The sequence below is a fragment of the Chryseobacterium taichungense genome, assembly GCF_900109935.1.
GTDB classification, from domain to species: Bacteria; Bacteroidota; Bacteroidia; order Flavobacteriales; family Weeksellaceae; genus Chryseobacterium; species Chryseobacterium taichungense.
This window is the reverse complement of the sequence record NZ_FOBV01000003.1, coordinates 319,084-344,381: the sequence shown is the minus strand read 5'-3', so window position 1 is coordinate 344,381 and position 25,298 is coordinate 319,084. Positions and strand designations below refer to the sequence as shown.

Sequence of the window (25,298 nt, the reverse complement as noted above, 5' to 3'; positions counted from 1 at the left end):
TAAAAGTTATTCCGGCCGGTTGTTGATATTGATTAGAATTCTGATGTCGAAATTAGGTGGGTTGTGGAATTAAAAAAAACTATTGTTGCATCAATTGATACATTCGATGTAACTATTGATCAATTCTACCAACAAATAATGATTATAATGTATTGAAAATCAGTTTATTGTTATCGTTTTAAATATTGAACGGGCGTTTAGTTGCGAGTTTTTCATTAAATTTGAACATATCTTATCATAATGTATTATTGTAATAGAATTTTACCATTATTGTTCACTTTGTTTGTGCTTATGACACAAGGTCAAGAGATAAAGCAACAATCTTACAAGGAGATTTCCCGACTGATCGATTCCTACCCCGAGAATGACGAAAGAGCAATGGTTTTTGTCAAAATGTACATTGACAAAGCAAAAAATCACCATGACCTTAAAAAACTGATCCGAGGTTACGAGGAAGCCATCTATTACAGCAAAGAAACCGGCAGGAAATTATCCTACGCTGACAGTGCCATTATCACTGCAATAAAATCAAACGACCAGGACCAGATCGCGAGAGCCTACGCAGGAAAAGGAATTATTTATTACTATAATCTGAGACAATATAAAAAAGCTTTGGAAGAATATTTAATAGCATTCAAATATTCAAAAAAATCAAAAGATGGTTACCTTAAGAATAAGATCATCTATCATTTGGGAATGATCAAAAGCTATTTGGGATACTATAAATATGCGGTCGTACATTTTGAAGAGGCAGCTGATTTTTTTGAAAAAAATGCCAAAGAGAGTTTAGATCGGAACATCAGGTACAATAATGAATCAGGTTATTTTAACAGTATTTATCGCTTAAGCACGTGTTATAAAAATCTAAGATTATATCATAAGGAAGACTCTCTCATTAATATTGGGCTGGAAAGACTTCATAACAATAACGAGCTTGTAGTTGAGTTTGGGTACTTCCAGAAAGGAAAGGGAGTGCAGTTACTTAGAAAGGGAAAAGCAGATGAAGCTTTGAAGCATTTTAAAGTGTCTCAAGATATTTTGAGCAGCAATCAGGATTACGCTTCATTGACGGGCGTCTATTTTTATATGGGGAAACTATATAGATCAAAGGGAAATAGAGCTGAATCGTTAAAGTATTTTAATAAAGTTGATTCGCTGGTCAATAAATTTTGGTTTATTACCCCTGAGATTAGAGCAAGTTACTTGTATCTGATCGATCATGCTAAAAAAAATGGGGATTCTGAACGGAAGATGTATTACGGGGATCAGTTGTTAAAGGCTGACTCCATTATTAATGCTGACTTTGTGATGCTCACGGACAAAATTTATAGCGAGTATGATAAGGAGAATTTATTAGAAGAGAAGAAGCAGATGATCAGAGGTCATCAAGTTATTTTATATTCTTTCATTGGTGCGGGACTGGTAATCTTGTTTTTTTTAATTTGGAGGTTCAGGAAAAGAGAAAAGGAATTGAATGCCAGGTATCAGGAAGTGCTTGAAAAATTAAATACCTCAAAAGAAACCATTACTTTCGACTTTATACCACCCGCTTCATCTGATGAAAACAGTTTAGACTTATACAGTTCAGAAATTATCGAAGACATCAAAACAAATCTAAAGATTTTTGAAGACGAAAAACAATTTCTTCAGCAGAATTTAACACTTGACATTGTTGCCAAAATGATAGGGAGTAACCGCACCCATGTATCGTATGTACTCAATGTACATTTTGATGTAACATTTCCAACATACCTTAAAGCTTTAAGGATAAGATATATCACCAATTTGCTTGTAGAGGATACTAAATATCTTAGTTATAAAATTGAAACACTCGCCAAAATATGCGGGATGGCGAACAGGCAGATCTTCTCAGCACACTTTCAGGAGATCAACAGTATCAGGCCTAGAGATTTTATCAGAATGAGACAGGAAGAATTGAAGAAGACCTGACTTTTTTATTTTTTAGCCCGATTTTTACGTTAACAATAAATTGAAAAATGTATGAACGGACAAAATTTTAAAAAAAAAGTTGATCAACTTTGGAAAGATCTTACAACAGCAGTGGATCAGATCAACAGAAGTGAGAATGATATTGTGATTCGGGCAGAAGAAATTCTGATGGAAACAGATGCTGCTATAAAACAATTGAAGGATCTATTGCGCCAATATCAGTTTCCGGACTGGAGTAACGAAATATATTTCTTTAAAAATACCAAACCGCAGTTCGTAGCAGTATATATCTACTATTCCAAAGTGTTAGCGATAGAAGCCTCAAAACCTTACGCTGATTCGCAGGCGTTAAGATTGTACTATGAAAACGAGAGATCCAATCTTTTATATTTCTATAATGAACAAAGGGACTTCATCAGTTATTATCGTCGTAAATCGACATACCTGGACAAAAAATATTTCGTTCGGTTCAAATTTGATTTTAAGTTGAAGCTCAGTCCGGAACTGTACAGTTATGATGAGGGATTTTCAACATCCCACGACCATATTGTTTCTCAAATTATGGCAAATGACCTTTTAGATCAGTACTTAACAGATAAAATAGATTTGAAGGAAAACAAAGAAAACTCAATTACGCATATTAAGAATCTGGAATGGACAGCCCCGAAAGTTGCGCTTATTGAATTATTGTACGCGCTTCATCAAACAAAGTGCTTTAACGGTGGTCAGTCCGATCTGGCAGAAATTTTCCGGTGGGCCGAGAACTCACTTAACATCAACTTGGGCAATTATCATAAGACCTTAAGTGAAATGCGCCTAAGGAAAACCGACAGGACCAAATTTTTGTCACTGCTTCAGAAAAACCTAGATCAATATCTGGATGAATTGGACCTATAACGCCGGGGGTAGGCCAGAACATCAAAATTTTAATAGATATTGAGTCATAATCTAAGCAGATTGTTTCTTGAAGGTGATTTTTAGCAACTATTTTCTCGATTTCCAAAGAATTGAGTGTATTTTCCTTGAGCTATTACTTGAAAACCCTCTATTCATGGGGTGTACAAGAGAATCTTTCGGTAGTACCGAGAAACTACCGAAAGATATTCTGTGTGATTTCGAAAATTTGTCAAACAAAACAATATCGAAATTATGGCAATATCCATTATCACCAAAGAAGACCTTCAGCAATTCAAAATTGAACTATTGGAAGGTATTGAATTTTTACTCAAGGGTAAGACTACAGAGCAAAAATTATGGCTTCGAAGTTCCGAGGTCAAGAAGCTGCTTAACATATCTTCAGGAACCTTACAAAATCTGAGGATCAACGGAACATTATCGTACAGCAAGATAGGGGGCTCCCTGTATTACAATTATAAAGACATCCAAAAATTACTCACGGATGTTAAACATTAATTTTTAATACGGAATTATGAAGAATAATAAAAATATCATCGTTTTTTTTGAGCGTGTTATTGAAGATGATCGATTGTATCCCTCTCATATCAGTATGTATGTTTCACTTTTCCAGTTCTGGAGTTGGAACCGGTTTCAGAATTCTTTTCGGATCAGCAGGGAAGACGTGATGAAGTTAAGTAAGATCAGGTCAATCGCAACTTACCATAAGTGCATCAGAGAACTTTGTCGCGCAGGATTTATACGGTACTCGCCAAGTTATAATTCATACAAAGGAAGCTTGATCGAGATCGTTGATTTTGACATTGAAAAAGTAAGTGAAAAAATAATATCTCAAAATCAAAAATTCTTACTGCAAGATGAGATTCGGTTTTTAGTTCCGGTGTTTAATGAAGTTGAGTTATATTTTTCTGAACGGGATCTCCCATCTGCAGAAGCAGATCGTTTTTTCTCTTATTATCGATCTAAAAACTGGAAATTGAGCAATGAGAAACCAATGAAATGCTGGCAGGCTGCTGCGAGGAATTGGATATCTGAATTGAAAAAATATATAAATTAAGAACAGATGACGAATATAGATCCCAAAACTCCGATATGGCGACTAACTGTTGAAGAATTTTTGGAGGTTTCCAAAAAAATTAATTCGGAAAAAAAATATGAATTTGGATTGAAAGGTCTGGCAAAAATGCTGGGATGTTCTATTTCGAAAGCCTCGGAAATAAAATCTTCAGGAGTTTTGGATGACGCCATCATTCAAAACGGAAACATTATCATCATTGATAAGGAAAAGGCATTAGTGCTTTTCGCAAAAAAATAAGATGCATTACCTTGAATTAATGCAGCGGTTTTGGGATTTTAACCCAAAACAATCAATTGGAACAACGGGAATTTCAATGTATTTATACCTGCTGAAAATTGGTTCTGATAATGACTCTTGTGATTTTCAAATTTCTGATGTTGTCATAAGCAAAGAATTAGGAGTGACCAGAAAAACGGTAAAATCCACTAAGGAAAAACTCCGGAATTTAGGATTAATTCAATACCAAACAACAAGCGGACTTGCGTGTAAGTACACATTGATAGGAGATTATCCTTCACATATTTCTGCCCCTGAAATAGTGAAGAAAGAAGAAATTGGAAAGGAAGATTTGATTCAAGAAACAGAAGAATCCGGAGTTTCATTACTAAAAAATTTTCTCGTCCAAATTTTTTCTGAAAACTCTAAAGATCAGGAAATTGAAAGCGATTTATTGCAAACAATACAATCCTCACAACCACAACCAACAACTCAAAAAGGGAATGATGAAAATATTCCGTCTTTGGAAGAATTTATGACGTATGCGAAAACATTAAAAATTTACAAGCCTGAGTTAGATTCTGAAATACAATCGAAATATGAGAATTGGAAAAAGAATGGCTGGAAAAATAGTTCTGATAGACCCATTACCAATTGGAAATCTTCATTGAAAAGTACGTTACCTTTTATTAAAAGTCAAACGGAAAGCCATCAACTTTCACTTCAATCCATTCCGGATATAAAACGTCCAAAATGCGAAAACGGCAACCTTTGAAACCTGGGCAAATGTCTAGGATAAGAACACACTAAAAAATTAAATTAGACACTATCAGGTTTAAAACTAGGTCAAAAAGTAACCATCAACGGAATGCTTGCCGAATATAAAGGAATTCAAAAAGTGAAGATCCCAAATTTCGGTAAAGTCGAGAAAAGGGTCTTTCAAGGTGAAGGAATTAATATTTACAAATATTACAGTATTGCGGACGGTACTAAAACACTCGAAAGCGAGAAAATCAAATTGATATAAAATTACAAATCGATTTTAATCAATTTAGAATGTAATGAAGGAAAATAAAGATTGAAATTTTAAAACAAATTGAAGTATTATTATGGCTGTACCGGAAAAAGATTTACGGTTGATCCGCAAGAATTTTAAAAATAATAATGAAGTAAATCCTGAAAGAATTCGGTTGGGAAACCATTTCGTGGACGATTTTATTTTCGAAGGTCACGAGGCTGCGGATATTCCCATCAATGCTCTTAGGGTGATATTTAATATTGTTTCTGCCATCAGTAATGAGCAATTTCGTCCGGAAGACCGACCTAAACAACTCTCCTTGTTTGATGAGGAGTTTGAAACCGAGAACAATATTTTCGCTCTCATAAAAATCAGGAACAGTAAAATATCACCAAGCGGTTCTACGAAGCAAGTGGTAGAAGCTTATGAATTTCTTACGAAGTTCAAAATGTGCTGGTACAAATCCACTAATTCCAAAGGCAAGGAAATCAAAACTTTTGGTGGACTAATTTCTATACCTAGTTATGACCAGAGAGGTTACACCACGTTTTTAATCAGTAGTTATTGGCTTAAAAAACTGATGGTTATTCCGGAATACAATTACGTTTTGTACAACTTGGTGTACAATGTCAGGAACAATAAGCATATTATTTTCGCTATCTGGCTTGCAAAACTGCCTGAGAACGGAGCTGTTTTAAAACTCTCAACATTGAACAAGAAATTTGGATTGAAGTATAAAACTTCTAAGGATTTTTGCTTCAAATTTTTAAAACCTGCAAGAGTCAGTTTGAATACATTTAATACGCTTTCCTTCAATTACAAGTACAGAGGAGATTCAATTTTTATTATTCCTCATTTAACTAAAAACATTTTGAAAAACACTTTATCTCAAAATACAAGCGAACAACTAGAATCAAGCGAAGCATATCTTGACCATAGGGAAAAAATAGCCCAAAGATTAAGTTACATCAGAAAAAGATATGGTCTGCACGAAAATGAAATGCTCCAGTTTTCCCATCAATACAGAAACGTTCCACAAACCAGAGTTTTGATAGAAAAGGCATTCAAAGAATTTATCCGAACGGCTCGATTGAAAGAAATTAAATCTACGGAATTTCAAGGAAAATTATTTCTGAATGAAATTCAGGAACATCTCATACAAATTTATCGGCGTACAAAAATGGGAGAATTATTGCCAAATGGTTATCCGATAATTATTTGAATTCGGAATTGCGCTCACCCGGAATTCGGAATTGCGGTCACTGAAGTTAAGAAAATGTTAAAATTCCGAAACTTTTGATTAAGATTTCGGAATTGCGCTCACTCCGAAATTCAAAACCCACTAGAAATATGGATAACCATGAAAAAATGTGGATAACTACGAGTGCAGTATTAAAAATGAATGAAAATAGAAGGTTCAATTCGGAATTGCACTCACCCGAAAACTTTTGTTTTTTCGGAATTACGGTCACTCTACTTTCGGAATTGCGCTCACCAGAATTCGGAATTGCGCTCACTGAAAAAACGGCTCAAAACCTTTGCCATAAGAGGATGCAATGCCTCATTAAAAGTATATTAAAAGTAATTAAAAAGTCTTTTTTTATTAAAAAGGAAAATGTGGATAAAAAATTTGCTTCAAAAAGAAAAAAATGAATTGCGAAGAAATAAAACAAAAGATAAATATAAGAACGGTTTTCGAATCGTTTAATTTATTTCCTGTGAAAGAAAACGTGAAAACTGCATTTTACTTTGCGCTTGACAGGGAGGAAAAAATCCCGAGTTTGTCTGTTGATTTTGTAAAAAATAAAGCATTTGATTTTGGAACCGGGAAAAGTTATGATGTGATTTCAATCGTTCAGCAAATGAATCGGTGTTCAGTTTCTGATGCTTTGAAGTATCTTGAAAAATTTGACTTCTCAGTTCAAAATAATACTCAGATTGAAGAAGCTGTCCAAATCAAAAATTATCAAATCATAAAAGTAAACGAAATTCAGCACCCTGCTTTAATCCAGTATTTACGATCCAGAAAAGTTTTTGAGCAAAGAAATTTGGTAAAAGAGATTTACTACGAACTGAACAGCAAAAAATATTTCGGAATTGGCTTTTTTAATAATTCAGGAGGAGTTGAAATCCGAAGTAAATATTCAAAAATCTGTTTGGGCAAAAAAGATGTCACTTTGATAAAAAATGATTTGAATACTTCCAATGAAATTGTAGTTTTTGAAGGTTTTTTTGATTATCTGACTTTTAAAAATTTAGAAAGTGCTGAAAGTTCAATTTCAGATTATTTGATTCTCAATTCTACGGCTATGCTTTTCAAAGTTGATGAAGAACTTAGAGAATATGACAAAATCTCACTTTTCCTGGATAATGATGATAATGGAATTATAATCAAACAGATTATCAGGAAAAACTATAAAAATGTTGAAGATTGTTCTTTGTTGTACAAAGATTTTAAGGATTTAAATGAGTGGTTTTATGCAACAAAGTAAAATGTAGAAATTCTGAAAATGATTTTAAAGAGAAATTAAATTTTAAGAATGATAAAACTGGTTAAACCTTAAAAAAAACAGACTGGAGATAGGTCACATTGAAAGGTTTGGATTGCTACAAATACACAAATAATGTCGCTTTGAAATTGTGAAGAGAAAATACCAGGAATGCACGGATAATAAAAAAACAATTGTGAATTGATGGCTGGAAATTTCTACATTGCGGTATTTGTAGCCCCGCTTGAACGGAGCTCTTTTTGTAAATTTCAGAGTTGGGAAAAGCCTTAGTAATTGTTAATTCATTTGCCAAAAGTAATGAAGGGGTAAGTCCATAAAATAGATAAATTATTAAATGTTTCTACTCGCTATAATTTATGAATATTTCTTGGTCTAAGCCTTGTTTGTAGCAATGAATGGTCTGAATTAATTGTGCTAATTTTTCGTCTTCAATTGATTCTGTTTTGAAATTAATTTTTTGCTGGTCATACCGTTTTTTGTTTCCTTTCTCAGCAATCAAAATTTCAATGTTTTCAGGGATGAAAAAGGATGCTTTTTCTGGAAGATGCCTTTTAAACTCATTTAAATAAATTCCAATTCCGGCAAAATCAAAATCGCCAAAATGAAGGTAATTATTGGGAATTGACTGCAACCATTTTACCAAATCTTTACTTTGATTTTGAGGGTATCGGCTTACAAAAAGCGGTTTAATATCTGCGAATAATTTTTTTTGTTTTGCTATCCAACGAAAATTTTCAGCGTTTTCGATTCCTACAATTGTAATGTTATTCTCTGGAATAAAATTTTCAAAATCATAAATAAATTGAAATGTTCCTTCTGTAAAATTCAATGTTGTTTCTTCACCATTCAAAGTCGCTTGTATAGGAAGATAACTATTTACCAAAAACCCTTTGAATGTTCTTACGTTTTTAAGTTTTGAGTTGGAAGAAATTTCAACTAAATCGCTTCGTTGCACATTTTCTTTCTGGCTAACTTCAATGTACTTTTCCAGATCGCTGATTCCGTATTTGTTTTGAAGGTACAAGAATAGTGTGTTGCGGTTTATGAGTTGAAGTTTTTTCTGGATTCTGCCTGTTCTTTCAATGATTCTTTCAGAAATCAATTCTTCTATAATGAAATGTTTAGCCACGCTTGATGGTAGCGTTTCTCCTTGCGAAAGTTGTACAATTTTTTGAGCGATGTGAATGGGTATTTTCATTGATTTATTATGCTTCCGTCTTTACAATTTTCTTCACTAGTCGTTTGATGCTTGTTACATTTTTGCTGTCTTTTGCTAATAAGTAAGTGTAGCGATAATCCATTGCATTGAGTGATGTTGGCGAACTATTAATCAGTAAAATATTTCTGTCGTTGGCAAATTTCAAAATGCCTTTTACATTGTTTGGATGCAATTTTCCAATTTCGTCCATCATACAATGCAAACGGAAATCGTCTTTCTGTTTTTTTGTTGCTTTCTCTTTGAAAACGTTCAAAAGCATTATGTTTATCATCGCTTTTACCAAAATATCTGTACCTTCTGAACCCACATTGGTCAACTTTTCTACCCAACCCGTATCGTTGTCGTTTTCTACGATTTTGAATAATAGTTCAAACGAATCTGAAAGTGTAATTTCTTTATCTTTGGAAATGGTCATTTCTTTCACGAGTTGTATCAAAAGGGAAACTGCTTTCTCGTTTTTGTTGTTCAATCCATCGGTGGAAAATAAATCAGGTTTGCCCAAATTAAAAGCATTTTCATCATTAAAGTGCTTGATTTCGACCAATAAAGTGAAGATTTTATTTTTACTTTCGATGGTTTTTAATTCCATACTTTTTATGGCTCCCACAAAATTTCGTGTAACAAAATCGTCGTTGATATCGGATATTATTTTACTGATTTCGCCTTCTTTCTCTATCAAAGAATTGGTCTCTCTACCTATTTGACGGATGATATGAGCAAATCGTTCTTCCACACGCTGCTTGTATTCGGAGATTTTATTCTCATCTACAAACTCTTTCAGCATTTCGGCAAAATCAAAATAGTTGCTTTTCTCCATAAATTTCACTTTGAAACTAAACAGATTATTTTCTTGAAAATTCCCTGTGAATTTGTTAATGGCTTCCTGCAAGTCTATGTAGCGCTTGGTAATGGTATTGTCCGTCATTTGTAGTTCAGTGGTCAACGAAACGCAATTTTGCTCGGTTTTATGTACTTCGGAATAAGAAGAAATGAAATGCTCAACTACCGAATAAATTTCTGTTTTGGTGAAATTTTCAAAAGCAGTTAAATCTGCTTTTAAAGTATCCGAAATTTTATTCAATGCTTCGATTTCTGTTTTGTGAATGCCTATTTGCTGAACAAATTTATCTTTTTGTTGATGGTGTTTTTCCGCTTCGTTTTCTAGCTTTTTATCTAATAAAGTTTTGTTGTTTTTGAACTCACTTTCTTTGTCGAATAATTGCTCTTTATCATATTTGTAGCGTTCAGTAACCGATAAATTACTCTCTATAAACGATAATTCTTTTCTTGTTTCGGAAAGACGTAAATCTATGGTATCAATCCTTTTTATGTCTGCACCTTTTGCTTTCAGTTCTTGTTTTTGGGCAGATTTTATCGTCTCAGATTTTGTATTAATGTTTTTACTTTCTTGTTGAATTTGCGCTTCTAATTTTTGTAAAATATCTGATAGTTTTAGCTGTTCTTCTTTTTGTTTAGCTGTTTTTTCTTTCTTTTTTGTTTCGATTGTTTTTGCGATACTTGATGCTATTTTTTGAACTTGTTCTTCGGCCTTTATTTTCTCTTCACTCAATGTAGCAATGTTGGTTTCTATGTTTTCTATTGCGGATTTTTGTTCCGCCTTTGCTTTATTTTCCAATTCCGATAGGTGTACAGAAAATTCATCCAGTTTTGCTTTTCCGTTTTCTCTGGTATATTCGTTATCTTGGATTATTTCTTTTTGTTCTTTTATTTTCGGATGAAATTTTCGCTTTAATTTATCTAATCCATCATTCAAATCTGACTGTAGTTTTTGAATAGATTGTTTTATGAATTGAATTTTATTTTTAAAATCAGCTTGCTCGTTTTGTAAGTCAGCTACCGTTTTTACATTCTTATTGATTTCCGATGTATCAATTTTTATCCCATAAAAACTTGTATTTGCATCAGCCATTTTTTTTGGATTTAATCCTTGCTGAAACAATACATTTTCTTCGTCAATTACTTTTCCAATCGTTTTCTCCCAATCAGGAACATTGTCATTCAGCCAACCGTAAAATGAATTTTTACTGTTCTCAATTTTGGCATCAATTGTAGTGATTTCTACATTGATTTTTTCGTCTTCTTCTAATTTCCGTTCAATTTTTCTTTCCGTATCTGTTTCGCAATTTTTTTTCTCAAATTCCCATTCATTTTGAAAAGATTTAATCTTATCATTAGCTTGCTGAATTTGTGTTTCGGCGTTTGAAATATTGGATTTTACAGTTTCGATTTCATTTTTGTAATTGGTAATTTCAGCTTCAAAAAAGCGTTTATGCTTGGCTTCCGACAGTTTTATTCTTTGATTAGTAATCGCTTTTTCCTGAGCTTTTACATTGTCATTTGCCGTTTCTAATGCTTCTTTATTTTGTTGTCGAATGTCATCATAAATCAAATCGTATTGTTGATTTAATTCTTTTTCATATACATTAAAATTTCTTTCTGCATTGTTTTTTTCTGTCTGTTTGTTGTTTTCAAACTCTTTCAATTGATTTGCCAATTGTCTTATTTGCGCTTCGAAGCGTTGCTGAGTTTCGAGAAACTTGGAAGTCAAGATGTTTTTTTCTTCGAGTAAATTTTTCTCTTCCAAATCCAAACTCGGTTTATGTGCTACACGCTCAAGAATGGTTTCTATTTTCAAAGCCGAATATTCTTCACGTTTTGTTTTTATGTCTTTAAGTTTACTCCCAACTTCGCCAATTTGTTTTAAAATATCCTCTTTCTTTTTCCCAAAATCTTTATCCAGTTCGTTGAGTTTAATATGGAGTTTATCTCGTTTTAATTCTTCTGAGTGGAGTTGGTCCTGAACTTTGGGTTGTTGTTCTTTTACATTGTTTAATGCAAAACCTAATTGATAAGAAAGCTCTTTTTTCTTTTGTTCCAAATATTTTATGGCTGAATAGGTAGTCGCCACTTTTTCAGCTTGTTTGTCTATTTTGCCCTCTGTCCATTTTTTGATGTCATTGAGATTAGATTCAAAATCACGAAGATGGGTTTGCGAATAAGTGGTTAAATCTATTTTTATTTCATCCTCATTCAATGATTTAATGATGGTTTCTTTTACAAATTCGGCATCTAACTTAGCATTCAGCAATACATTGGCAATCGTTCTCGGAATGTTTTGATATTGCTTGCTTTCAATCAAAGCGTATTTTCTAAACTCAATTGGCAGACCTTTGTTGTTACCGTATAAAATATTCCTGTATTCTTCATAATTGTTGATTATTCTTGTGGAATCAATTTTCCCCAGTGCTTCTCTGATTTTGTCAAATGTTTCATACGCCTTTCCTTCATTATCAAGAAAAAAATTTTTGTCGTAACTCGAATTGATAAACCGAAATGCAGCCCTGCCCTGAGATTTGAAACTTAAAACACAATACTTTCCAGTTTCCGTTTGTACTTCGTAAACGATGTATGAATTTTGATATGGAAAATAGTATTCGTTGTAGTTTTTCTTTTCTCTCGAAATGCCTAACTTTTGTGTATCTGCATTGTAAAAAAAGAGTATGGCTCTAAGCAATGTGCTTTTACCAACACCTTGTGTGCCGATGAAATGCACGTTTCCATCCAAATCAACTTCGGAATATTTTAATGATTTGTCGGCACTGTTGATGAAAACTATTTTACTCAGGTATCTCATTTCTTACGTCGTCGGGAATATTGATGGTTAATATCAGTTGTTCAAGGTAGTTGAATGAAGCCAAAACTTTATATTGATTGGTGATTTCATTTTCCAATTCAATATAGGTATCGTCTATCAATTTCTTTAGCATTTTATCTAAAATATCCTGATGCTTGGTTTTATCTGTATGTTTTTTAAGACCATCTAACTTTGTTTCCAATTCTGCATCTGTCTTTATTCTTACCAAAAGTTCGGAAGGCGAAAAACGATATCCTGCACTAAAAGCATTATCGTAAGTTTTGAAAAAGTCAATGATATCAATCCATTCAAAAGCTTTTTCAATCTTCTTTTCAAGGTCTATTTTGTTTTCTGGTCTGCTAAAATAAAAATACTCATCACCTTTTTCTAAAACAAAATTGATGTTTATAAAGTAATCGTATAGATTATCAAAATTCTCATCATCTTCTATAATGTTGTACAGACTGCTGATGTTTTTATCAGAACTATTGGAACTGATAAATTGCCCTTTGCTTAGTATTTTGAATATGTTGGCTGTTTGTACGGGTACGTTCATAAATTATTATTTAGGATAAATCATTGCAAATTCAACCTCATTTTTTTCTTCAACCTGATCCGTTATTTCAAAAACAGAGTCGTACAAAGAGACCATTTGGCAATAAATCGTAACACGTTCATCAAAAGAAACAGTTTTTGAGAAGTTATAACTCAGTATAAAATCAAATAAATTGTTGCTTCCTGCCACAAAACCGTTCTTCACTTCTTCTAAGTTGATTTGCACTTCTTCCAGAATTTGAGTTTCCAAATATTCATCAGAAATCTTTTCGGCAACAGGTTGTTTGAGTTTGTTTCCGAGTTTTTTTCTTCCGGCTATTTTCTGAATAGTTGTAAAAATTTCCTCATCAGTTTGTAGATATTCCAATGAAAGTTTGAGAGGATAGCTTGGGTTTGGTTCAAAGAAAACGGCATTGTTTGAAGCTAAAATTTGTTTAATATCGGTAGATGTTTCCAAAATGAATTGGTCTTTCAAATACTTTATTTGTCGCAGTTTTTCTATTACACCGCTTTGCTGTTGAATTTGGTTTAAAAAGTCAATTACTTGCCGTTCTATCTCAATCAGATTGTGCGTGCATTTATGCAACTGCATTTTCAAATGAACAATTATCCGGTTCAATTCCTCATCAGTTGCTGTTTTGAAAAACGTGATATTATCGTTTGTGATTAGTTGCTCGGTTTGTTCGGCAAGCTTGGTAATGTCTTTTCGTTTATTATCAAGATTGATGAGCTTTGCTTTTTTGTTTTTGTAGTTGGGCTCACTCTTAAAAGTGTTGTCAATATTGCGCTTCAGATCAACAACATTTCGCAAGGTAATAATGCCAATTTTCCTAAGCGTATTTTTGACTATTCGTAAATACTCGTATTTTCTTTGTTCATTTTGTTCATTGAAGTAATACTCAATATTCTGTTTTACTTTTTCAAGATTTTCGTTAATGTACGAAGTGTTTATTTCTTCATTTGCTTCTAAAACCTGTTCAAAAAAATTACATACAAATCATCAATTTCTAATGTACTTTCATTTTGTCGAATAACCGAACGTTCGATAAGATATTGAAGTCTGCCGTCATTATCATCAGCCAGTTCAAGGGCATATTCGTATTTATACTTAGCCGTTTTTCGTCTCTTGAACATTTCCGCAAGAAGCTTTTCCTCTCGGGAGAGAGCAAATAATACTTCTTTTAAGCTGGAAAATGTGTTCATATAATGGCTGTCTGTCAAAGATAATAATTTAAGTTTTTGTAATGTCGAATTATTGATTTAATAATTTGAGTTTTAAAAATATCGTATTGTAAGCCTATTTGTTGAAAAGTATTTTTAGTTTTTATTTTTGTTACCATTTCGTGTATTTATGACGAAAACCGGCTAAATGTTTCTTTTGAAACACCAAGATAAGAAGCGATTATGGTTTTTGGAATCCGTTGAAAAGTGATGGATAACGGAAATCTAATGAATGTAATTGGAAACCACTAAAGAAAAATCCAAAAGAAATATATGTCGAAGATTCTTCTTTGTTATATCAGGATTTTAGATTTGAATGAGTGGTTTTGTGCAACAAAGTAAAATGTAAAAATTCTGAAAATGATTTTAAAGAGAAATTAAATTTTTAAGAATGATAAAACTGGTTAAACCTTAAAAAAAACAGATTACCCAATGCTTTATTTTAATTTTCCCACTGTCAATACCGTCTATTTAATCACTTCCAACTGATGTTTGGCTTTTTACAATTGCAAATGTAGGACAGCATCATTCACCTAAAAAAATATTTTTGGGTTTCTATAAAAATTCTTTCCACAAGTTCCAATAATTTTTTCAGACACTCCTGAATCCTTCGGACAAAAATATTTCGAGCCACAATCCTCCAAAGCTTTGGAGGATTGTGGTTTTATATGCCTGATACTTTCCTATGATCATCGGCAAAGAAAAAGACGGAACCTCAGTTATACGAATCAATTAAATCGCAGAAGGTCTTTGACATCAACGGAAAAAACAACAAAATAAAACAACAAATAATTCTGCTTTTCCAATTGGATATAAGCAGAAAAAAAAACGAGTGTCCTCGAAACCCAATCAATCAAATCGAAAATTTTAACAAACTCGAAAATAATTATTAACAATCAAAATTTAACATTATGAACATCGTAGGCAGAATTACAAAAAACGCAGAAATCAACACTTTAAAAAATGACAAACAGGTCGTGAATTTTTCAGTAGCCATTAATGACAGATTTAAAACCAAACAAGGCGAACTAAGAGAACAGACCACTTATTATAACTGCTCCTATTGGCTAAGTGCCAACGTAGCTAAGATTTTAACGAAGGGAACATTAGTAGAGCTGATAGGCAGAGCAAGTGCGAGTGCGTGGATTGGAAAAGATGGAGAAATAAAATCGGGGTTGAATTTCCATACTTCTAACATCAAAGTCCACGGAGGTGGAAAAAAGTCTGACACAGAAGAACAGCCAACTTCACATCCACAGAAGTCCAATGCATTTGCGGAAGATACGGACGATGATTTACCATTCTAAAAGCATTCAAATATGGAAGCACAATATAACTTTCAAATGAAGCCGAAAAGTGATAAGAATGATTGGGAAAAGGTGGAGGTCTTTTCCCAATTCTATTGCGAGAGAACGACAGCAATACGGTATGCAAAAAGTCTTTCAAGAAAGTTCAAATCAGAAATCCGTCTTACAGAGGGAAAAGAACCTTTCAAAACAAGCGGAACATACATTTACGAAAACAACAATTAATACAACAAATATTATGGCAAATTGGTGCAACAATAAAGTAACATTCACAGGAAATCAAGAGGTTTTGGAAAAAGTCTCGAATGTATTTCAAGAAATGATAGAAAAGGAAACTAAGGGAAATATCGGGCAACTGCCCGATTTTATCGAGAGCAAAAGTGGCTACTTCTTTGAAATCTATCAGAACGAAACGGATGAATATTCTTTCCATTATGAAACAAGATGGAGTCCAAATATTGAGTCGTTATGGATTATTGCAAATCATTACAATGTTGGGTTTGTATTGGATTACGAAGAATCTGGCTGTATGGTTTTTGGCAAGACCATATGCGAAAACCAAATCTTACAGGATTATTTTCTCAATCAATGTGACTTTCAAGACTGCATTTACAATGTAGATTCAGATTGTTATGAATTTGAGGGTGAAAATTACGATTACAAGGAGGAGATTATGAGAATCCTTTTAGACAGGAAAATAAATAGTAACAGTCAAAAAATTGCATAAATGAAAACATCACTTCAACAAACAGAATATTTACTGATAAAATCAATGACCAACAGCGAATGGGATAATGGCGATTTTGCCATTATCCACGGTACGGCAGAATGGAAAGAAACCCAAAAGAAAAGGCTCAAAGCCGTAAAGACATTGGAAAATGACTATGATTTAAAATGGCTGAACTATTCCGATACCAATGTAGAGTTTTTCAAATTTTCGAAAGAAAATTATCCCCAAGTTGAAGAATGGCTTTCGGAGAGAAGCAGGATTTTTATCGAATTGGAAAAAGAGGATTTGAAAAAATTTTTGCAACCCGAAAATAATCTGAACTGCTACCAAATGCAAGTCTATAAAAACGGAAATGCTATTTACAATGCTTTTGGAAAACACACAGGGGAAGAATTTTGGACAGAAGAATTTTCATTATATCAATTAACTCAACAACAATGAGACTTACAGACTTAAACGGTTGCAAGATTGAAGTAACCAATCTTGATGAAGCTATCCAAATTACAGCAGAGTATAAGGAATATGAACATACAAACAAAGGATTTTCAGAATTAGATAAAAGACTGAAGAGGTATTGGACAGATATGTACGGAAAACTACTAAAATTAAAACAATATGAGCAACCTCGCAGACAAAACGGAGTATAAAGCATTGAACATTATTGCCCAAATGGTAAAACAATATGAAAAATTACACTACTTGGATATGACCAAAGAAGATGATTGGAATGCCACAAACGCAAGAAACCTATTACAGAGCATTATTCAAAATAATGAATATAAAATTAATTATAACAGAAATAGTAAAAAATCAATTTTAAAAACAAAATTATGCAAACCAATTTTTTCAGACAGATAGGCAAACTCAATCTTACAGGCGATTTACAAATCACACTCCGACAAGGGGCAGATAACAGTTTCGTTCTTTCCGTATTGCTCAACAATGAGCAATGCGGAGACGAGGCAAGGAAAACGATTCCGCCACTTAATTTGAGGGGGACAGCGGAAGATTTGGACAATGGATTTTTTGAGAATATTTCCACTCCATTACAAACCGCATCGGGTTTAATGGTAGATATGGAAAGTTTTATGAAACAGGTCGAACAAGCCAAGAAGAAATCGGCAATGGAAAAGGAAAAATCTGATAGGGAGAAAAAAGAAAAGGAAGCCAAAGACAAAAAGTACAGCGAAGCCTTACAGAAAGCCGAAGAACTTGAAAAAGAGGGCAAGTATAAGGATGCGTGGTCTGCACTTCCGAAAGGTTCGGAATTTCCCGAATATGCTGAGAAAATCCGCAAAAAGCAGGATGAATACGAAAGACATTTTGCACCAAGTCTTTTCTCTGAAAATCAACCTCAATCAACCGAAATTTAACCTAAAAATCTAAGATTATGCTACTTGCAACACTATTAGACAGAGTTTTTATATTAAAAGATAACGGACAGGAAATCCGCTTGACCGACCCCGAACCAAAATGGAGTGTAGAAGCCGTAATGAATTTTTACGCCAACACATACCCGATTCTGATCACTTCGAAAATTTCAGCACCGAAAATCAAGGATGATTCCGTTGAATACCAATTTGAGAGTGTGATGGGAACAAAAGGATAATAAATAGTTGATGGTTTTTGGTTGACAGTTGATAGAATTACAATCTAAAAGCTAACAACCATCAACCATAAACTGACAAACAAAAAAAAATGAATGCAACGAAAAACAATATCGGGAACAATTCAACCACCCGAAGAAAAAAAACAAAAACAACTGCACCGACAACTAAGGGAATACGCAGAGTGGATGCATCAAATGAAAGACAGCTCAGAAGTTCAAAAAGACCAACGGAAATCAGTTCCAATCTCTCAACTTCCGATGCTTTTCTGAAAACCTGTTTTATGCCGAAATTAAAGGAGAATGACATAACCGTAAAACAGACCAAACGTAAGTCTGCTAAAATAGAAAGGGATTTTTATAAGTCCCTTTCTCAATTAGCAAAGCATTATGATATAACTACGATGCCGACACAGCATTTTAATTATCCTTATAATATCAGCCTTGCTTTGAGAGATATTGAAGCGCAGTTGAAAACCAAGAGTGAAAATTGGCAGAGTATCCAGCTGATAGAAAAGGGTAGTAAGACCTACTTCGCAATAGAAGAGAGATGCAACACAGGGGCAACCTTGTTTTATGTTCCTGTCGTACCGCTTTATCAATTGCTCCACAATAAGGTACACAGAAAAGCAGCCTGTTTACTGTTATCAGTATGCGCTTATCTGTATAGAAATGCAGATGTCCCATATTACAGGCAGGAAGATTCTTATCTCTATTATAATTACGAAATGCTCAACGATTGGCTTGAACAGGACGAAGAAATAGAGGATAGTCACAACAGCAAAAAAGAACTTCAACGGGCTGAAATCATTGGAGATGTAATGGGGCAAAAAATTTCCAATCCTAAGAATCTTCTTTTTTTTGAGCAACGCTTAAAACGTTTTAGACCGAAAGACAGGTTTGATAAAGAATGTCTTCAATTGTCAGAAAAAGCCTTTAAAATTTATTGTGATTACCCTAATGAAAGCATTTTCAGAAATGCCCACTTCAACAATGCGGTCAAATCCGAAGATATGAACGAAGATGACTATTACAACGAGGAAACCGTTGTCGCAATGGATAAATACATTTCCTTTTTTGCCGAGAGTGACGGATTAATTTATGATAATCTTACAAGTATGGTCAATAACGAGTTCAATGAATATGCTGAAACACAAGAACCAATGATTTTTAAAACCTTTGACGGAAGCGATTTATCGGATAAAAACCTTGATTTCGAAAATCAGCTATTTAAGGTCTTAAACGAATTGTGCAGATTGCTCAACTAATCTGTGGATAAAACGGCACAAATAATTCAATTATAAAAACAAGCTATGAGAAATACAGCCAATACAATTAAAAACGAAGAAACCGACATAACCAATAATTTTGGGACACTTTACCATCCTAAATCAGCATTGGTCTTTTATGAGACAGAAGATTATAATCCCGATGGTTATGTTGAGCATTTTGATATTGACCGCAACGGTAATCCCATCAACGCCCATCCATTGACCGTAAGGGAAGCACAGCGGTTATCGAAAACGCTTAATATCCAAAATAAGAAAGACAAAGATTTTCTAAGACCGAGTGGTGTTATTTCTGAAAATGTACTTTTTATAGATACATCGGAAAATGGAAAAGTGGTCTGGTACACAAAAGCACAGAAACGACATTTATTATTTACGGATAAACTTTCAATTCCAAACGGAATGGCGAATGTGCCACCTTTGGTATGGTGTGCCAATAAGCAGGGAATGAAAATATTCGCATTGGAGACAGACCAACGCCCAAGAGAGGAAACATCACTTTTCTACGCACCTTTCTTTAATGTTTACGAAAGCGGTAGTGTCTGTATGGGTACAGTCGATGTGAAAATTAAAAGTTCTGCATCATTGGAAGAGTTTACTAAGAAATGGGAAGAATATTTTTTCAATTCTTATTTCAGCCATTTGGTCAACAGCCATAATCCTATCAATGGAAATTGTGTTAATCTTTGGAAAGATTTAATTCAAAGTAAAGAAGCTTTTCCGACAGATGTTCTAATCAATTCAAATCTAACTTTAAAAAATCTACTGTGATGATACATTCAGAAAAACCAAAAGTCCATTTGACCGATGATAGCCTTTTAAATCCTACCAATCCCATTACATTAAACCTCATAGGTGCAGGAGGTACAGGTTCAAAAGTATTGACCGCTTTAATGGAAATGAATCATTCATTGATTGAATTGAGACACGCAGGATTACAGGTACGGTTGTGGGATGATGATATTGTCACAGAAGCAAATCAAGGCAGACAGCGTTTTGCAGAATGTGAAGTAGGATTACCAAAGGCAATTGCACTGATAAATCGGGCAAACCGATGGTCTGGAACGAATTGGAAAGCCGAAGTCAGAAAGTTTGAAAGAGATTCTTTAGGAAGAATTCAAGAGAATATGCAATCAGCAATTTATATGTCGTGTGTTGATAATGTCAAATCACGATTTGAAATTGCTGATATTCTGAATGAATTGAAAGAGGGTAGGAGACTATACAGAAACCAGGCTAAATATTGGATGGATTTAGGAAACAATCGATATTCTGGACAGGTTTTGCTTTCTACAGTTGAGAATATAAATCAACCTAATTCTGAAAAATATCAAACAGTGTCGCATCTTCCTTATGTGACGGAAGAATTTGGAGAACTACTTTTGCAGTCTGAAACGGAAGACGATACACCAAGTTGCAGTTTAGCGGAAGCATTGGAAAAACAAGATTTGTTTATTAATTCAACATTGGCACAGATGGGATGTTCTCTATTGTGGAACTTATTTCGCAACGGATTGACTGAAAACAGAGGTTTTTTTCTTAATCTGAAAACTTTCCATTCTCAACCCATAAAACTATAAAAAGTCGCCTGATGCAAATCGGGCGGCAAAAATGCAATTCCTCCCTGCGGTCGGAAACGCATTTTTGCCGAAAGCGGAACAACCCCATTTCTAAAACAATTCCTGACTTTGGCTTTAGTTTGTTTTTGAAAAAAGGTTGTAGGTTTTTAATTGAGGATGTATAAATATTTTTTTTTTCGCCTTAATATTATCCTAGGTAATCGAAATTTTTATTTTTTATGTAGTATTGCAACTATTAATGTTTCTATTAACTTATATTCGTATTTAAGGTAAAACGCAGCGAGTATAAATAAGTTAAAACCAATACACGAGAAACGCATAAATTAATATAGAACTTATGAATATTGATAGAAAAAATCACTGGGAAACTGTTTATGAAACAAAGAATCCAGAACAAGTAAGCTGGACTCAAGAGGTTCCGAAAACTTCATTAGAATTTATTCAATCATTTGGAGTTGAGAAGTCAGCTAAAATTATTGATATAGGTGGTGGAGACAGTAAACTTGTAGACTTTTTGATTGACCAAGGTTTTGAAAATATTACAGTTTTGGACATTTCAGCAAAAGCTCTTGAGAAAGCTAAAACGCGCTTGGGAGAAAAAGCTAAAAAAGTAAATTGGATTGTAAGTGATATTACAGAATTTAACCCAGAAACAACTTTTGACATTTGGCACGACAGAGCAGCATTTCACTTTTTGACAGAAGATTTCCAAATAAAAAAATATATGGAAATTGCGAGAAAAGCGGTTTCTGGATATTTAACAATTGGGACTTTCTCAGACAATGGTCCAGAAAAATGTAGCGGATTAGATATTAAACAGTATAATGAAGAAACTTTAACAACGGAGCTTGAAAAAGGCTTTGAAAAGTTACGTTGTATAACGGAAAATCACATAACGCCTTTTGAAACAACGCAGAACTTTTTATTCTGTAGCTTTAAAAGGAATATGAACTAAAGACACTCACTATAAAAGCGGTTTCGCGCAATGGGTGGTTTTATTTTTCTTTGCCGGAAATTACTCAATGAGATATTTATATATCTATAAAAAAATAATGTAAATTGTCGCCACTGCGCAAAACTGCGTAACGTTATTAGCTATTTTAAACAGATGATATTTTATGGAGACTTGGGGAACATCTATACGCGAAAGTGATTCATTTGCTGGTATTTACAGAGAATTTTTCGATTTATATATTAAAGATGAACAATCTGAAATTATATCAAAAAAAATTATTGACGAAATTGGAAAATCCTTGAAATAGAAGAAAAAAACATTTTGTGGTTTGCTATTGCTTTAGCTAAATGGAAAACGAAATCACCAAACCTGCGTAAAATACTTACAGCTATACTTCATACGGCCGTAAATCAAATACAGGTCATCTTTATAAAATAGGACAATATCAATTATCGAACCTGCGTAATTAGAATACAGGTGGAATCAGACACCTTCGTAAATCAGATACAGGTTACTTACATAAAAAAGGATTATTCCAATCATCAAACCTGTGTAAAATAGATACAGCTGGAGTTCATACGTGAGTAAATCAGATACAGGTAACTTGCATAAAAAAGCATTATCCCACTCATCAAACCTGCGTACTACGAATACAGGTGCAATCTCATACCTGCGTAAATTAGATGCAGGTAACCTGCGTAAAATAAGTACAGGTCAACGTCATTACAATTTGATTTACAATACGATAAGTAAATTCTCACTTTACAAGCAATTAACATTTTTTTCTTTCTTAATCAAAGGCTTCACTTCTATACTTTCTCATAAAAATAATAGAAGAGTCAAACTTATTGATTATCAATAATATAAATCGCTTTTCAGGACTCCGAAAAATGAGAGGCTTTTTTGAGCAAGATGTGTCTTTGTATATACAAACTTTTCAAGTTTTATATCCAAAGACGATCTTGCCTTTTTTTCAAAAAGGGGAAAAAAACTGCGGAACTTGTTTTTTTGTTTTTAATTAAATTTTGGTACAAGAATCCAAATTAATCCAAATCATTCTTTTTTAATCCTGGGAAGTTTCCAAACTAATCCAGATTATTCTTATTTAGCCCAAACCCATTGAATACTATTGTTTTAGAAGGTTTTAACGCCCAATTTTGTCACAGAATTTTTAATCAAAATACTAATGAAAAAATTGAGTCATCTTCTACTGGCATTAATAGTAGTATCAATCCAAGGTCAGGTCGGCATCAATACCGAAACTCCAGAGGCGACTTTAGAAGTGGTAGGAAAACCAAATGATGTCAATCATTATGACGGAATTATTCCTCCACGAATTACAGGAAATCAACTCGCTGCAAAGACATATTCATCTACAAAAAAAGGAACTGTCGTCTTTGTAACATCTCCGGCTAACAATTTATCAGGACAAGTCATTCAAATAACTGAACCCGGATTATATTATTTTGATGGCAATTTGTGGCAAACATTTTCAAAAGAAAAGCAACCCACTGAATATAGAATTCTATTGACGTTTGACCATACCAGTACTGCGGCTCTTAGTGCAACTTCTACATGGTCCGCTCCGGTTAATTATAATGGAAATACAAATAATTATTTAACCGCTTCTAAATACTATACCATTGGGACCAAAAATTATGGAGGCTTAAAAGGATCCGTATCATTCAGAAAAGTTAATGGTATCGTCAATGTAAAATTTCAAATATTCAGGTCGACTGATTCAGAACCAATTACTTCCGACGCACTTATAAATATTCCGGATATCTTTAGTGACATAGGGTATATTCCTAACCAGATTGTTTTTTTACATCCTGAGAATTCAACAATGCTTATTCCTGCCTTGCTTGAAAATTTCACCATAAAAATTCCTCAAGCTTCTTTAGGCGCAATATCAACATCATATTATACTTATGGAGAAGTTCAGGGCTACTCAAATTGGATCAGACCCTATCTACACTAGGACGCTAAAATTATAGCAATTAATACAAATTATACACAGTTAATACGATTCTTAAGACCAAATGAATTTTAATAAAAAATAAAATGAAAACATTAATTTATTTTTTTCTGCCTTTCATAGCAACAACAATACAGGGACAGATTGGCATCAACACCCAGACGCCCGAGGCTACTTTAGAAGTTGTAGGGAAACCAAATGACACCAATCATTATGACGGGATTATTCCTCCAAGGATTACAGGTAACCAACTCGCAGCAAAAACATATTCATCTGCAAAAAAAGGAGCTGTCGTGTTTGTAACATCTCCAGCTACTAATTTATCCGGTCAGGTTATTCATATCACAAAGTCCGGGTTGTATTATTTTGACGGTGATCTATGGAAGTCATTTATAAAAGAAGACCCACTAAATACAGTTGCACTCAAGGGCAACACTTCTACGGTTGAACTTATTGTCAAGAACAGTCTGCATCTTAATTTTGATGAGAAAGAAAATTACATACTGGGAAATTCCAGAAGTCCAATCACCGGTGACTACAATTCTATTTTTGCAACCGACTCTAATATAACCTCTGGAAAAGGAAATTCCGCTAGTGCTTATGCAATGTCTCAAGGAGAAGTTACAGGCAAACTTAATTATGCTGCAGGAGTTTCTGCTTTGAATGGCATCGCAAACGGCGTAATCTCCGGTAGTAGAAATATTGGAATTGGTCCGGGAGCTATGTCCTACATTACTTCAGGAAATGATAACATCTCTATTGGCTATCTGTCAGGAACAGGAAACCGAACAGGGTCTAACAATATTTTCATCGGCATTGGCGCTGGTAGCCCGGCCACAGGAAACAGAAGCGTAAGTAATAAACTAGCTATACATTCAACCCGCGTTACAACAAGTTCAACCAGCTTTTGGGATAGTATCACGAACAATTATACGGATTACAAATTTGCTTTGATTTCGGGGGATTTTTCTGAAAGATGGTTAAATATCAATGGCAAGCTCAGCGTTACACCTTCCCAAATGCCCAATGCAGACGGAGATTCATCCTATACGAAAAAAGTAGTTGCCAAAACAGATGGTTCATTTGGTTTTGCAACAGAGATAGTTCCAACTCCGCCTGCTACCGGAACATATATTCTAAAAAGCGTAAACGGTTTGACAAGTTGGGTAACACCTTAATCATAAACTATGAAAAACTTTTTCAAATTTTTATGCCTGATGATCACTCTTTCACTAACATCTTGTAGGTCTATTGTTTCGAATCCTGGCAAACCATTAAAAGATAATTCTTTAGCATTAAATCACAAATATGACGTTCAGGATTTCACTGCAAAAATCCACAAAATAAAAATCACATCAGTTGATGGCAACAATATTTATGGTATTTCCAAAAAAGGAGAGACGATTTCAATAGATAAAAAACAAATCAGGGAAGTGAAAAAAGTAAAAGTCGTTAGTTCTATCGTTGTAGGCATTATGGCAATTGCGGCGGTCATCTTTGTTCCAATATAGAAAAC

29 protein-coding genes are annotated in these 25,298 nt (G+C 33.7%); 24 read left to right on the top strand and 5 right to left on the bottom strand.

Annotated features, from left to right (window positions below; translation table 11 throughout):
• Window positions 1-291: 291 nt before the first annotated feature.
• The 9 genes from BMW64_RS08320 (at window position 292) to BMW64_RS08280 (ending at window position 7,669) form a co-directional block, all read left to right on the top strand.
• Window positions 292-1,950: a hypothetical protein gene (locus tag BMW64_RS08320; protein ID WP_089999527.1), complete on the top strand. Its 1,659-nt coding sequence runs from the start codon at window positions 292-294 to the stop codon at window positions 1,948-1,950.
• 51 nt (window positions 1,951-2,001) lie between these two features.
• Complete coding sequence (locus BMW64_RS08315; RefSeq protein WP_089999526.1) at window positions 2,002-2,847, top strand: RteC domain-containing protein; 846 nt, start codon at window positions 2,002-2,004, stop codon at window positions 2,845-2,847.
• Window positions 2,848-3,099: 252 nt separating this feature from the next.
• Window positions 3,100-3,363: a helix-turn-helix domain-containing protein gene (locus tag BMW64_RS08310; protein ID WP_089999525.1), complete on the top strand. Its 264-nt coding sequence runs from the start codon at window positions 3,100-3,102 to the stop codon at window positions 3,361-3,363.
• Between the two features lie 16 nt (window positions 3,364-3,379).
• Complete coding sequence (locus BMW64_RS08305; protein WP_089999524.1) at window positions 3,380-3,922, top strand: hypothetical protein; 543 nt, start codon at window positions 3,380-3,382, stop codon at window positions 3,920-3,922.
• Window positions 3,923-3,928: 6 nt separating this feature from the next.
• A complete protein-coding gene (locus tag BMW64_RS08300; protein WP_089999523.1) occupies window positions 3,929-4,180 on the top strand; it encodes a DUF3853 family protein in 252 nt (83 codons plus the stop codon).
• A 1-nt stretch (window position 4,181) separates the two neighbouring features.
• The gene (locus BMW64_RS08295) at window positions 4,182-4,934 is read left to right on the top strand and encodes a ribonuclease H family protein (protein ID WP_089999522.1); all 753 of its coding nucleotides are present in this window, start codon (window positions 4,182-4,184) and stop codon (window positions 4,932-4,934) included.
• A 93-nt stretch (window positions 4,935-5,027) separates the two neighbouring features.
• Entirely contained in the window at window positions 5,028-5,186 is a 159-nt protein-coding gene (locus BMW64_RS20640; RefSeq protein WP_177175259.1) for a hypothetical protein, read from the top strand.
• An 82-nt stretch (window positions 5,187-5,268) separates the two neighbouring features.
• Window positions 5,269-6,399: a hypothetical protein gene (locus BMW64_RS08290; protein WP_089999521.1), complete on the top strand. Its 1,131-nt coding sequence runs from the start codon at window positions 5,269-5,271 to the stop codon at window positions 6,397-6,399.
• A 427-nt stretch (window positions 6,400-6,826) separates the two neighbouring features.
• Window positions 6,827-7,669 (top strand): toprim domain-containing protein, encoded by an 843-nt coding sequence (locus BMW64_RS08280; protein ID WP_089999519.1) that lies wholly within the window; start codon window positions 6,827-6,829, stop codon window positions 7,667-7,669.
• A 358-nt stretch (window positions 7,670-8,027) separates the two neighbouring features.
• On the opposite strand, the gene BMW64_RS08275 is transcribed toward BMW64_RS08280, so the two are convergent.
• The 5 genes from BMW64_RS08275 to BMW64_RS20860 form a co-directional block, all read right to left on the bottom strand.
• A complete protein-coding gene (locus BMW64_RS08275) occupies window positions 8,028-8,885 on the bottom strand; it encodes a DUF7281 domain-containing protein (protein WP_089999518.1) in 858 nt (285 codons plus the stop codon).
• A 7-nt stretch (window positions 8,886-8,892) separates the two neighbouring features.
• Window positions 8,893-12,561 (bottom strand): ATP-binding protein, encoded by a 3,669-nt coding sequence (locus BMW64_RS08270; protein WP_089999517.1) that lies wholly within the window; start codon window positions 12,559-12,561, stop codon window positions 8,893-8,895.
• Window positions 12,545-13,117, bottom strand: a complete 573-nt coding sequence (locus BMW64_RS08265) for a condensin complex protein MksE (protein WP_089999516.1) — start codon at window positions 13,115-13,117, stop codon at window positions 12,545-12,547. Before BMW64_RS08265 ends, BMW64_RS08270 begins: the two co-directional genes overlap by 17 nt.
• 6 nt (window positions 13,118-13,123) lie before the next feature.
• Window positions 13,124-13,708: a hypothetical protein gene (locus BMW64_RS20865; RefSeq protein WP_228400882.1), complete on the bottom strand. Its 585-nt coding sequence runs from the start codon at window positions 13,706-13,708 to the stop codon at window positions 13,124-13,126.
• A 374-nt stretch (window positions 13,709-14,082) separates the two neighbouring features.
• Complete coding sequence (locus BMW64_RS20860; RefSeq protein ID WP_228400881.1) at window positions 14,083-14,319, bottom strand: hypothetical protein; 237 nt, start codon at window positions 14,317-14,319, stop codon at window positions 14,083-14,085.
• A 929-nt stretch (window positions 14,320-15,248) separates the two neighbouring features.
• On the opposite strand from BMW64_RS20860, the gene BMW64_RS08255 reads away from it, so the two are divergent.
• The 15 genes from BMW64_RS08255 (at window position 15,249) to BMW64_RS08185 (ending at window position 25,293) form a co-directional block, all read left to right on the top strand.
• Entirely contained in the window at window positions 15,249-15,644 is a 396-nt protein-coding gene (locus BMW64_RS08255; protein ID WP_089999515.1) for a single-stranded DNA-binding protein, read from the top strand.
• A 12-nt stretch (window positions 15,645-15,656) separates the two neighbouring features.
• On the top strand, window positions 15,657-15,869 hold the full coding sequence (locus BMW64_RS08250) for a hypothetical protein (RefSeq protein WP_089999514.1): 213 nt from the start codon (window positions 15,657-15,659) through the stop codon (window positions 15,867-15,869).
• Between the two features lie 13 nt (window positions 15,870-15,882).
• Window positions 15,883-16,371 (top strand): DUF1281 family ferredoxin-like fold protein, encoded by a 489-nt coding sequence (locus tag BMW64_RS08245; protein WP_089999513.1) that lies wholly within the window; start codon window positions 15,883-15,885, stop codon window positions 16,369-16,371.
• A complete protein-coding gene (locus tag BMW64_RS08240; protein ID WP_089999512.1) occupies window positions 16,372-16,815 on the top strand; it encodes a hypothetical protein in 444 nt (147 codons plus the stop codon).
• Window positions 16,812-17,021, top strand: a complete 210-nt coding sequence (locus BMW64_RS08235; protein ID WP_089999511.1) for a hypothetical protein — start codon at window positions 16,812-16,814, stop codon at window positions 17,019-17,021. Before BMW64_RS08240 ends, BMW64_RS08235 begins: the two co-directional genes overlap by 4 nt.
• Window positions 16,990-17,232, top strand: a complete 243-nt coding sequence (locus tag BMW64_RS20635) for a hypothetical protein (RefSeq protein ID WP_177175258.1) — start codon at window positions 16,990-16,992, stop codon at window positions 17,230-17,232. Before BMW64_RS08235 ends, BMW64_RS20635 begins: the two co-directional genes overlap by 32 nt.
• On the top strand, window positions 17,205-17,747 hold the full coding sequence (locus BMW64_RS08225; protein WP_089999510.1) for a PRTRC system protein E: 543 nt from the start codon (window positions 17,205-17,207) through the stop codon (window positions 17,745-17,747). Before BMW64_RS20635 ends, BMW64_RS08225 begins: the two co-directional genes overlap by 28 nt.
• Before the next feature lie 17 nt (window positions 17,748-17,764).
• Window positions 17,765-17,983: a PRTRC system protein C gene (locus BMW64_RS08220; protein ID WP_089999509.1), complete on the top strand. Its 219-nt coding sequence runs from the start codon at window positions 17,765-17,767 to the stop codon at window positions 17,981-17,983.
• Between the two features lie 89 nt (window positions 17,984-18,072).
• The gene (locus BMW64_RS08215) at window positions 18,073-19,248 is read left to right on the top strand and encodes a hypothetical protein (RefSeq protein ID WP_228400880.1); all 1,176 of its coding nucleotides are present in this window, start codon (window positions 18,073-18,075) and stop codon (window positions 19,246-19,248) included.
• Window positions 19,249-19,293: 45 nt separating this feature from the next.
• Window positions 19,294-20,040, top strand: a complete 747-nt coding sequence (locus tag BMW64_RS08210; protein ID WP_089999508.1) for a PRTRC system protein B — start codon at window positions 19,294-19,296, stop codon at window positions 20,038-20,040.
• 2 nt (window positions 20,041-20,042) lie between these two features.
• The gene (locus BMW64_RS08205; RefSeq protein WP_089999707.1) at window positions 20,043-20,849 is read left to right on the top strand and encodes a PRTRC system ThiF family protein; all 807 of its coding nucleotides are present in this window, start codon (window positions 20,043-20,045) and stop codon (window positions 20,847-20,849) included.
• Window positions 20,850-21,186: 337 nt separating this feature from the next.
• Entirely contained in the window at window positions 21,187-21,804 is a 618-nt protein-coding gene (locus BMW64_RS08200) for a class I SAM-dependent methyltransferase (protein WP_089999507.1), read from the top strand.
• A gap of 1,186 nt (window positions 21,805-22,990) precedes the next feature.
• Complete coding sequence (locus BMW64_RS08195) at window positions 22,991-23,785, top strand: hypothetical protein (protein ID WP_034975954.1); 795 nt, start codon at window positions 22,991-22,993, stop codon at window positions 23,783-23,785.
• A gap of 83 nt (window positions 23,786-23,868) precedes the next feature.
• Complete coding sequence (locus BMW64_RS08190) at window positions 23,869-24,960, top strand: hypothetical protein (protein WP_034975952.1); 1,092 nt, start codon at window positions 23,869-23,871, stop codon at window positions 24,958-24,960.
• Window positions 24,961-24,969: 9 nt separating this feature from the next.
• Window positions 24,970-25,293, top strand: a complete 324-nt coding sequence (locus tag BMW64_RS08185) for a bacteriophage spanin2 family protein (RefSeq protein ID WP_034975949.1) — start codon at window positions 24,970-24,972, stop codon at window positions 25,291-25,293.
• Window positions 25,294-25,298: the final 5 nt, after the last annotated feature.

Coding starts and splice junctions, on each gene's coding strand:
- BMW64_RS08320 (WP_089999527.1), top strand. CDS start 292: ATGACACAAGGTCAAGAGATAAAGCAACAATCTTACAAGGAGATTTCC.
- BMW64_RS08315 (WP_089999526.1), top strand. CDS start 2,002: ATGAACGGACAAAATTTTAAAAAAAAAGTTGATCAACTTTGGAAAGAT.
- BMW64_RS08310 (WP_089999525.1), top strand. CDS start 3,100: ATGGCAATATCCATTATCACCAAAGAAGACCTTCAGCAATTCAAAATT.
- BMW64_RS08305 (WP_089999524.1), top strand. CDS start 3,380: ATGAAGAATAATAAAAATATCATCGTTTTTTTTGAGCGTGTTATTGAA.
- BMW64_RS08300 (WP_089999523.1), top strand. CDS start 3,929: ATGACGAATATAGATCCCAAAACTCCGATATGGCGACTAACTGTTGAA.
- BMW64_RS08295 (WP_089999522.1), top strand. CDS start 4,182: ATGCATTACCTTGAATTAATGCAGCGGTTTTGGGATTTTAACCCAAAA.
- BMW64_RS20640 (WP_177175259.1), top strand. CDS start 5,028: ATGCTTGCCGAATATAAAGGAATTCAAAAAGTGAAGATCCCAAATTTC.
- BMW64_RS08290 (WP_089999521.1), top strand. CDS start 5,269: ATGGCTGTACCGGAAAAAGATTTACGGTTGATCCGCAAGAATTTTAAA.
- BMW64_RS08280 (WP_089999519.1), top strand. CDS start 6,827: ATGAATTGCGAAGAAATAAAACAAAAGATAAATATAAGAACGGTTTTC.
- BMW64_RS08275 (WP_089999518.1), bottom strand. CDS start 8,885: ATGAAAATACCCATTCACATCGCTCAAAAAATTGTACAACTTTCGCAA.
- BMW64_RS08270 (WP_089999517.1), bottom strand. CDS start 12,561: ATGAGATACCTGAGTAAAATAGTTTTCATCAACAGTGCCGACAAATCA.
- BMW64_RS08265 (WP_089999516.1), bottom strand. CDS start 13,117: ATGAACGTACCCGTACAAACAGCCAACATATTCAAAATACTAAGCAAA.
- BMW64_RS20865 (WP_228400882.1), bottom strand. CDS start 13,708: ATGCAGTTGCATAAATGCACGCACAATCTGATTGAGATAGAACGGCAA.
- BMW64_RS20860 (WP_228400881.1), bottom strand. CDS start 14,319: ATGAACACATTTTCCAGCTTAAAAGAAGTATTATTTGCTCTCTCCCGA.
- BMW64_RS08255 (WP_089999515.1), top strand. CDS start 15,249: ATGAACATCGTAGGCAGAATTACAAAAAACGCAGAAATCAACACTTTA.
- BMW64_RS08250 (WP_089999514.1), top strand. CDS start 15,657: ATGGAAGCACAATATAACTTTCAAATGAAGCCGAAAAGTGATAAGAAT.
- BMW64_RS08245 (WP_089999513.1), top strand. CDS start 15,883: ATGGCAAATTGGTGCAACAATAAAGTAACATTCACAGGAAATCAAGAG.
- BMW64_RS08240 (WP_089999512.1), top strand. CDS start 16,372: ATGAAAACATCACTTCAACAAACAGAATATTTACTGATAAAATCAATG.
- BMW64_RS08235 (WP_089999511.1), top strand. CDS start 16,812: ATGAGACTTACAGACTTAAACGGTTGCAAGATTGAAGTAACCAATCTT.
- BMW64_RS20635 (WP_177175258.1), top strand. CDS start 16,990: ATGAGCAACCTCGCAGACAAAACGGAGTATAAAGCATTGAACATTATT.
- BMW64_RS08225 (WP_089999510.1), top strand. CDS start 17,205: ATGCAAACCAATTTTTTCAGACAGATAGGCAAACTCAATCTTACAGGC.
- BMW64_RS08220 (WP_089999509.1), top strand. CDS start 17,765: ATGCTACTTGCAACACTATTAGACAGAGTTTTTATATTAAAAGATAAC.
- BMW64_RS08215 (WP_228400880.1), top strand. CDS start 18,073: ATGAATGCAACGAAAAACAATATCGGGAACAATTCAACCACCCGAAGA.
- BMW64_RS08210 (WP_089999508.1), top strand. CDS start 19,294: ATGAGAAATACAGCCAATACAATTAAAAACGAAGAAACCGACATAACC.
- BMW64_RS08200 (WP_089999507.1), top strand. CDS start 21,187: ATGAATATTGATAGAAAAAATCACTGGGAAACTGTTTATGAAACAAAG.
- BMW64_RS08195 (WP_034975954.1), top strand. CDS start 22,991: ATGAAAAAATTGAGTCATCTTCTACTGGCATTAATAGTAGTATCAATC.
- BMW64_RS08190 (WP_034975952.1), top strand. CDS start 23,869: ATGAAAACATTAATTTATTTTTTTCTGCCTTTCATAGCAACAACAATA.
- BMW64_RS08185 (WP_034975949.1), top strand. CDS start 24,970: ATGAAAAACTTTTTCAAATTTTTATGCCTGATGATCACTCTTTCACTA.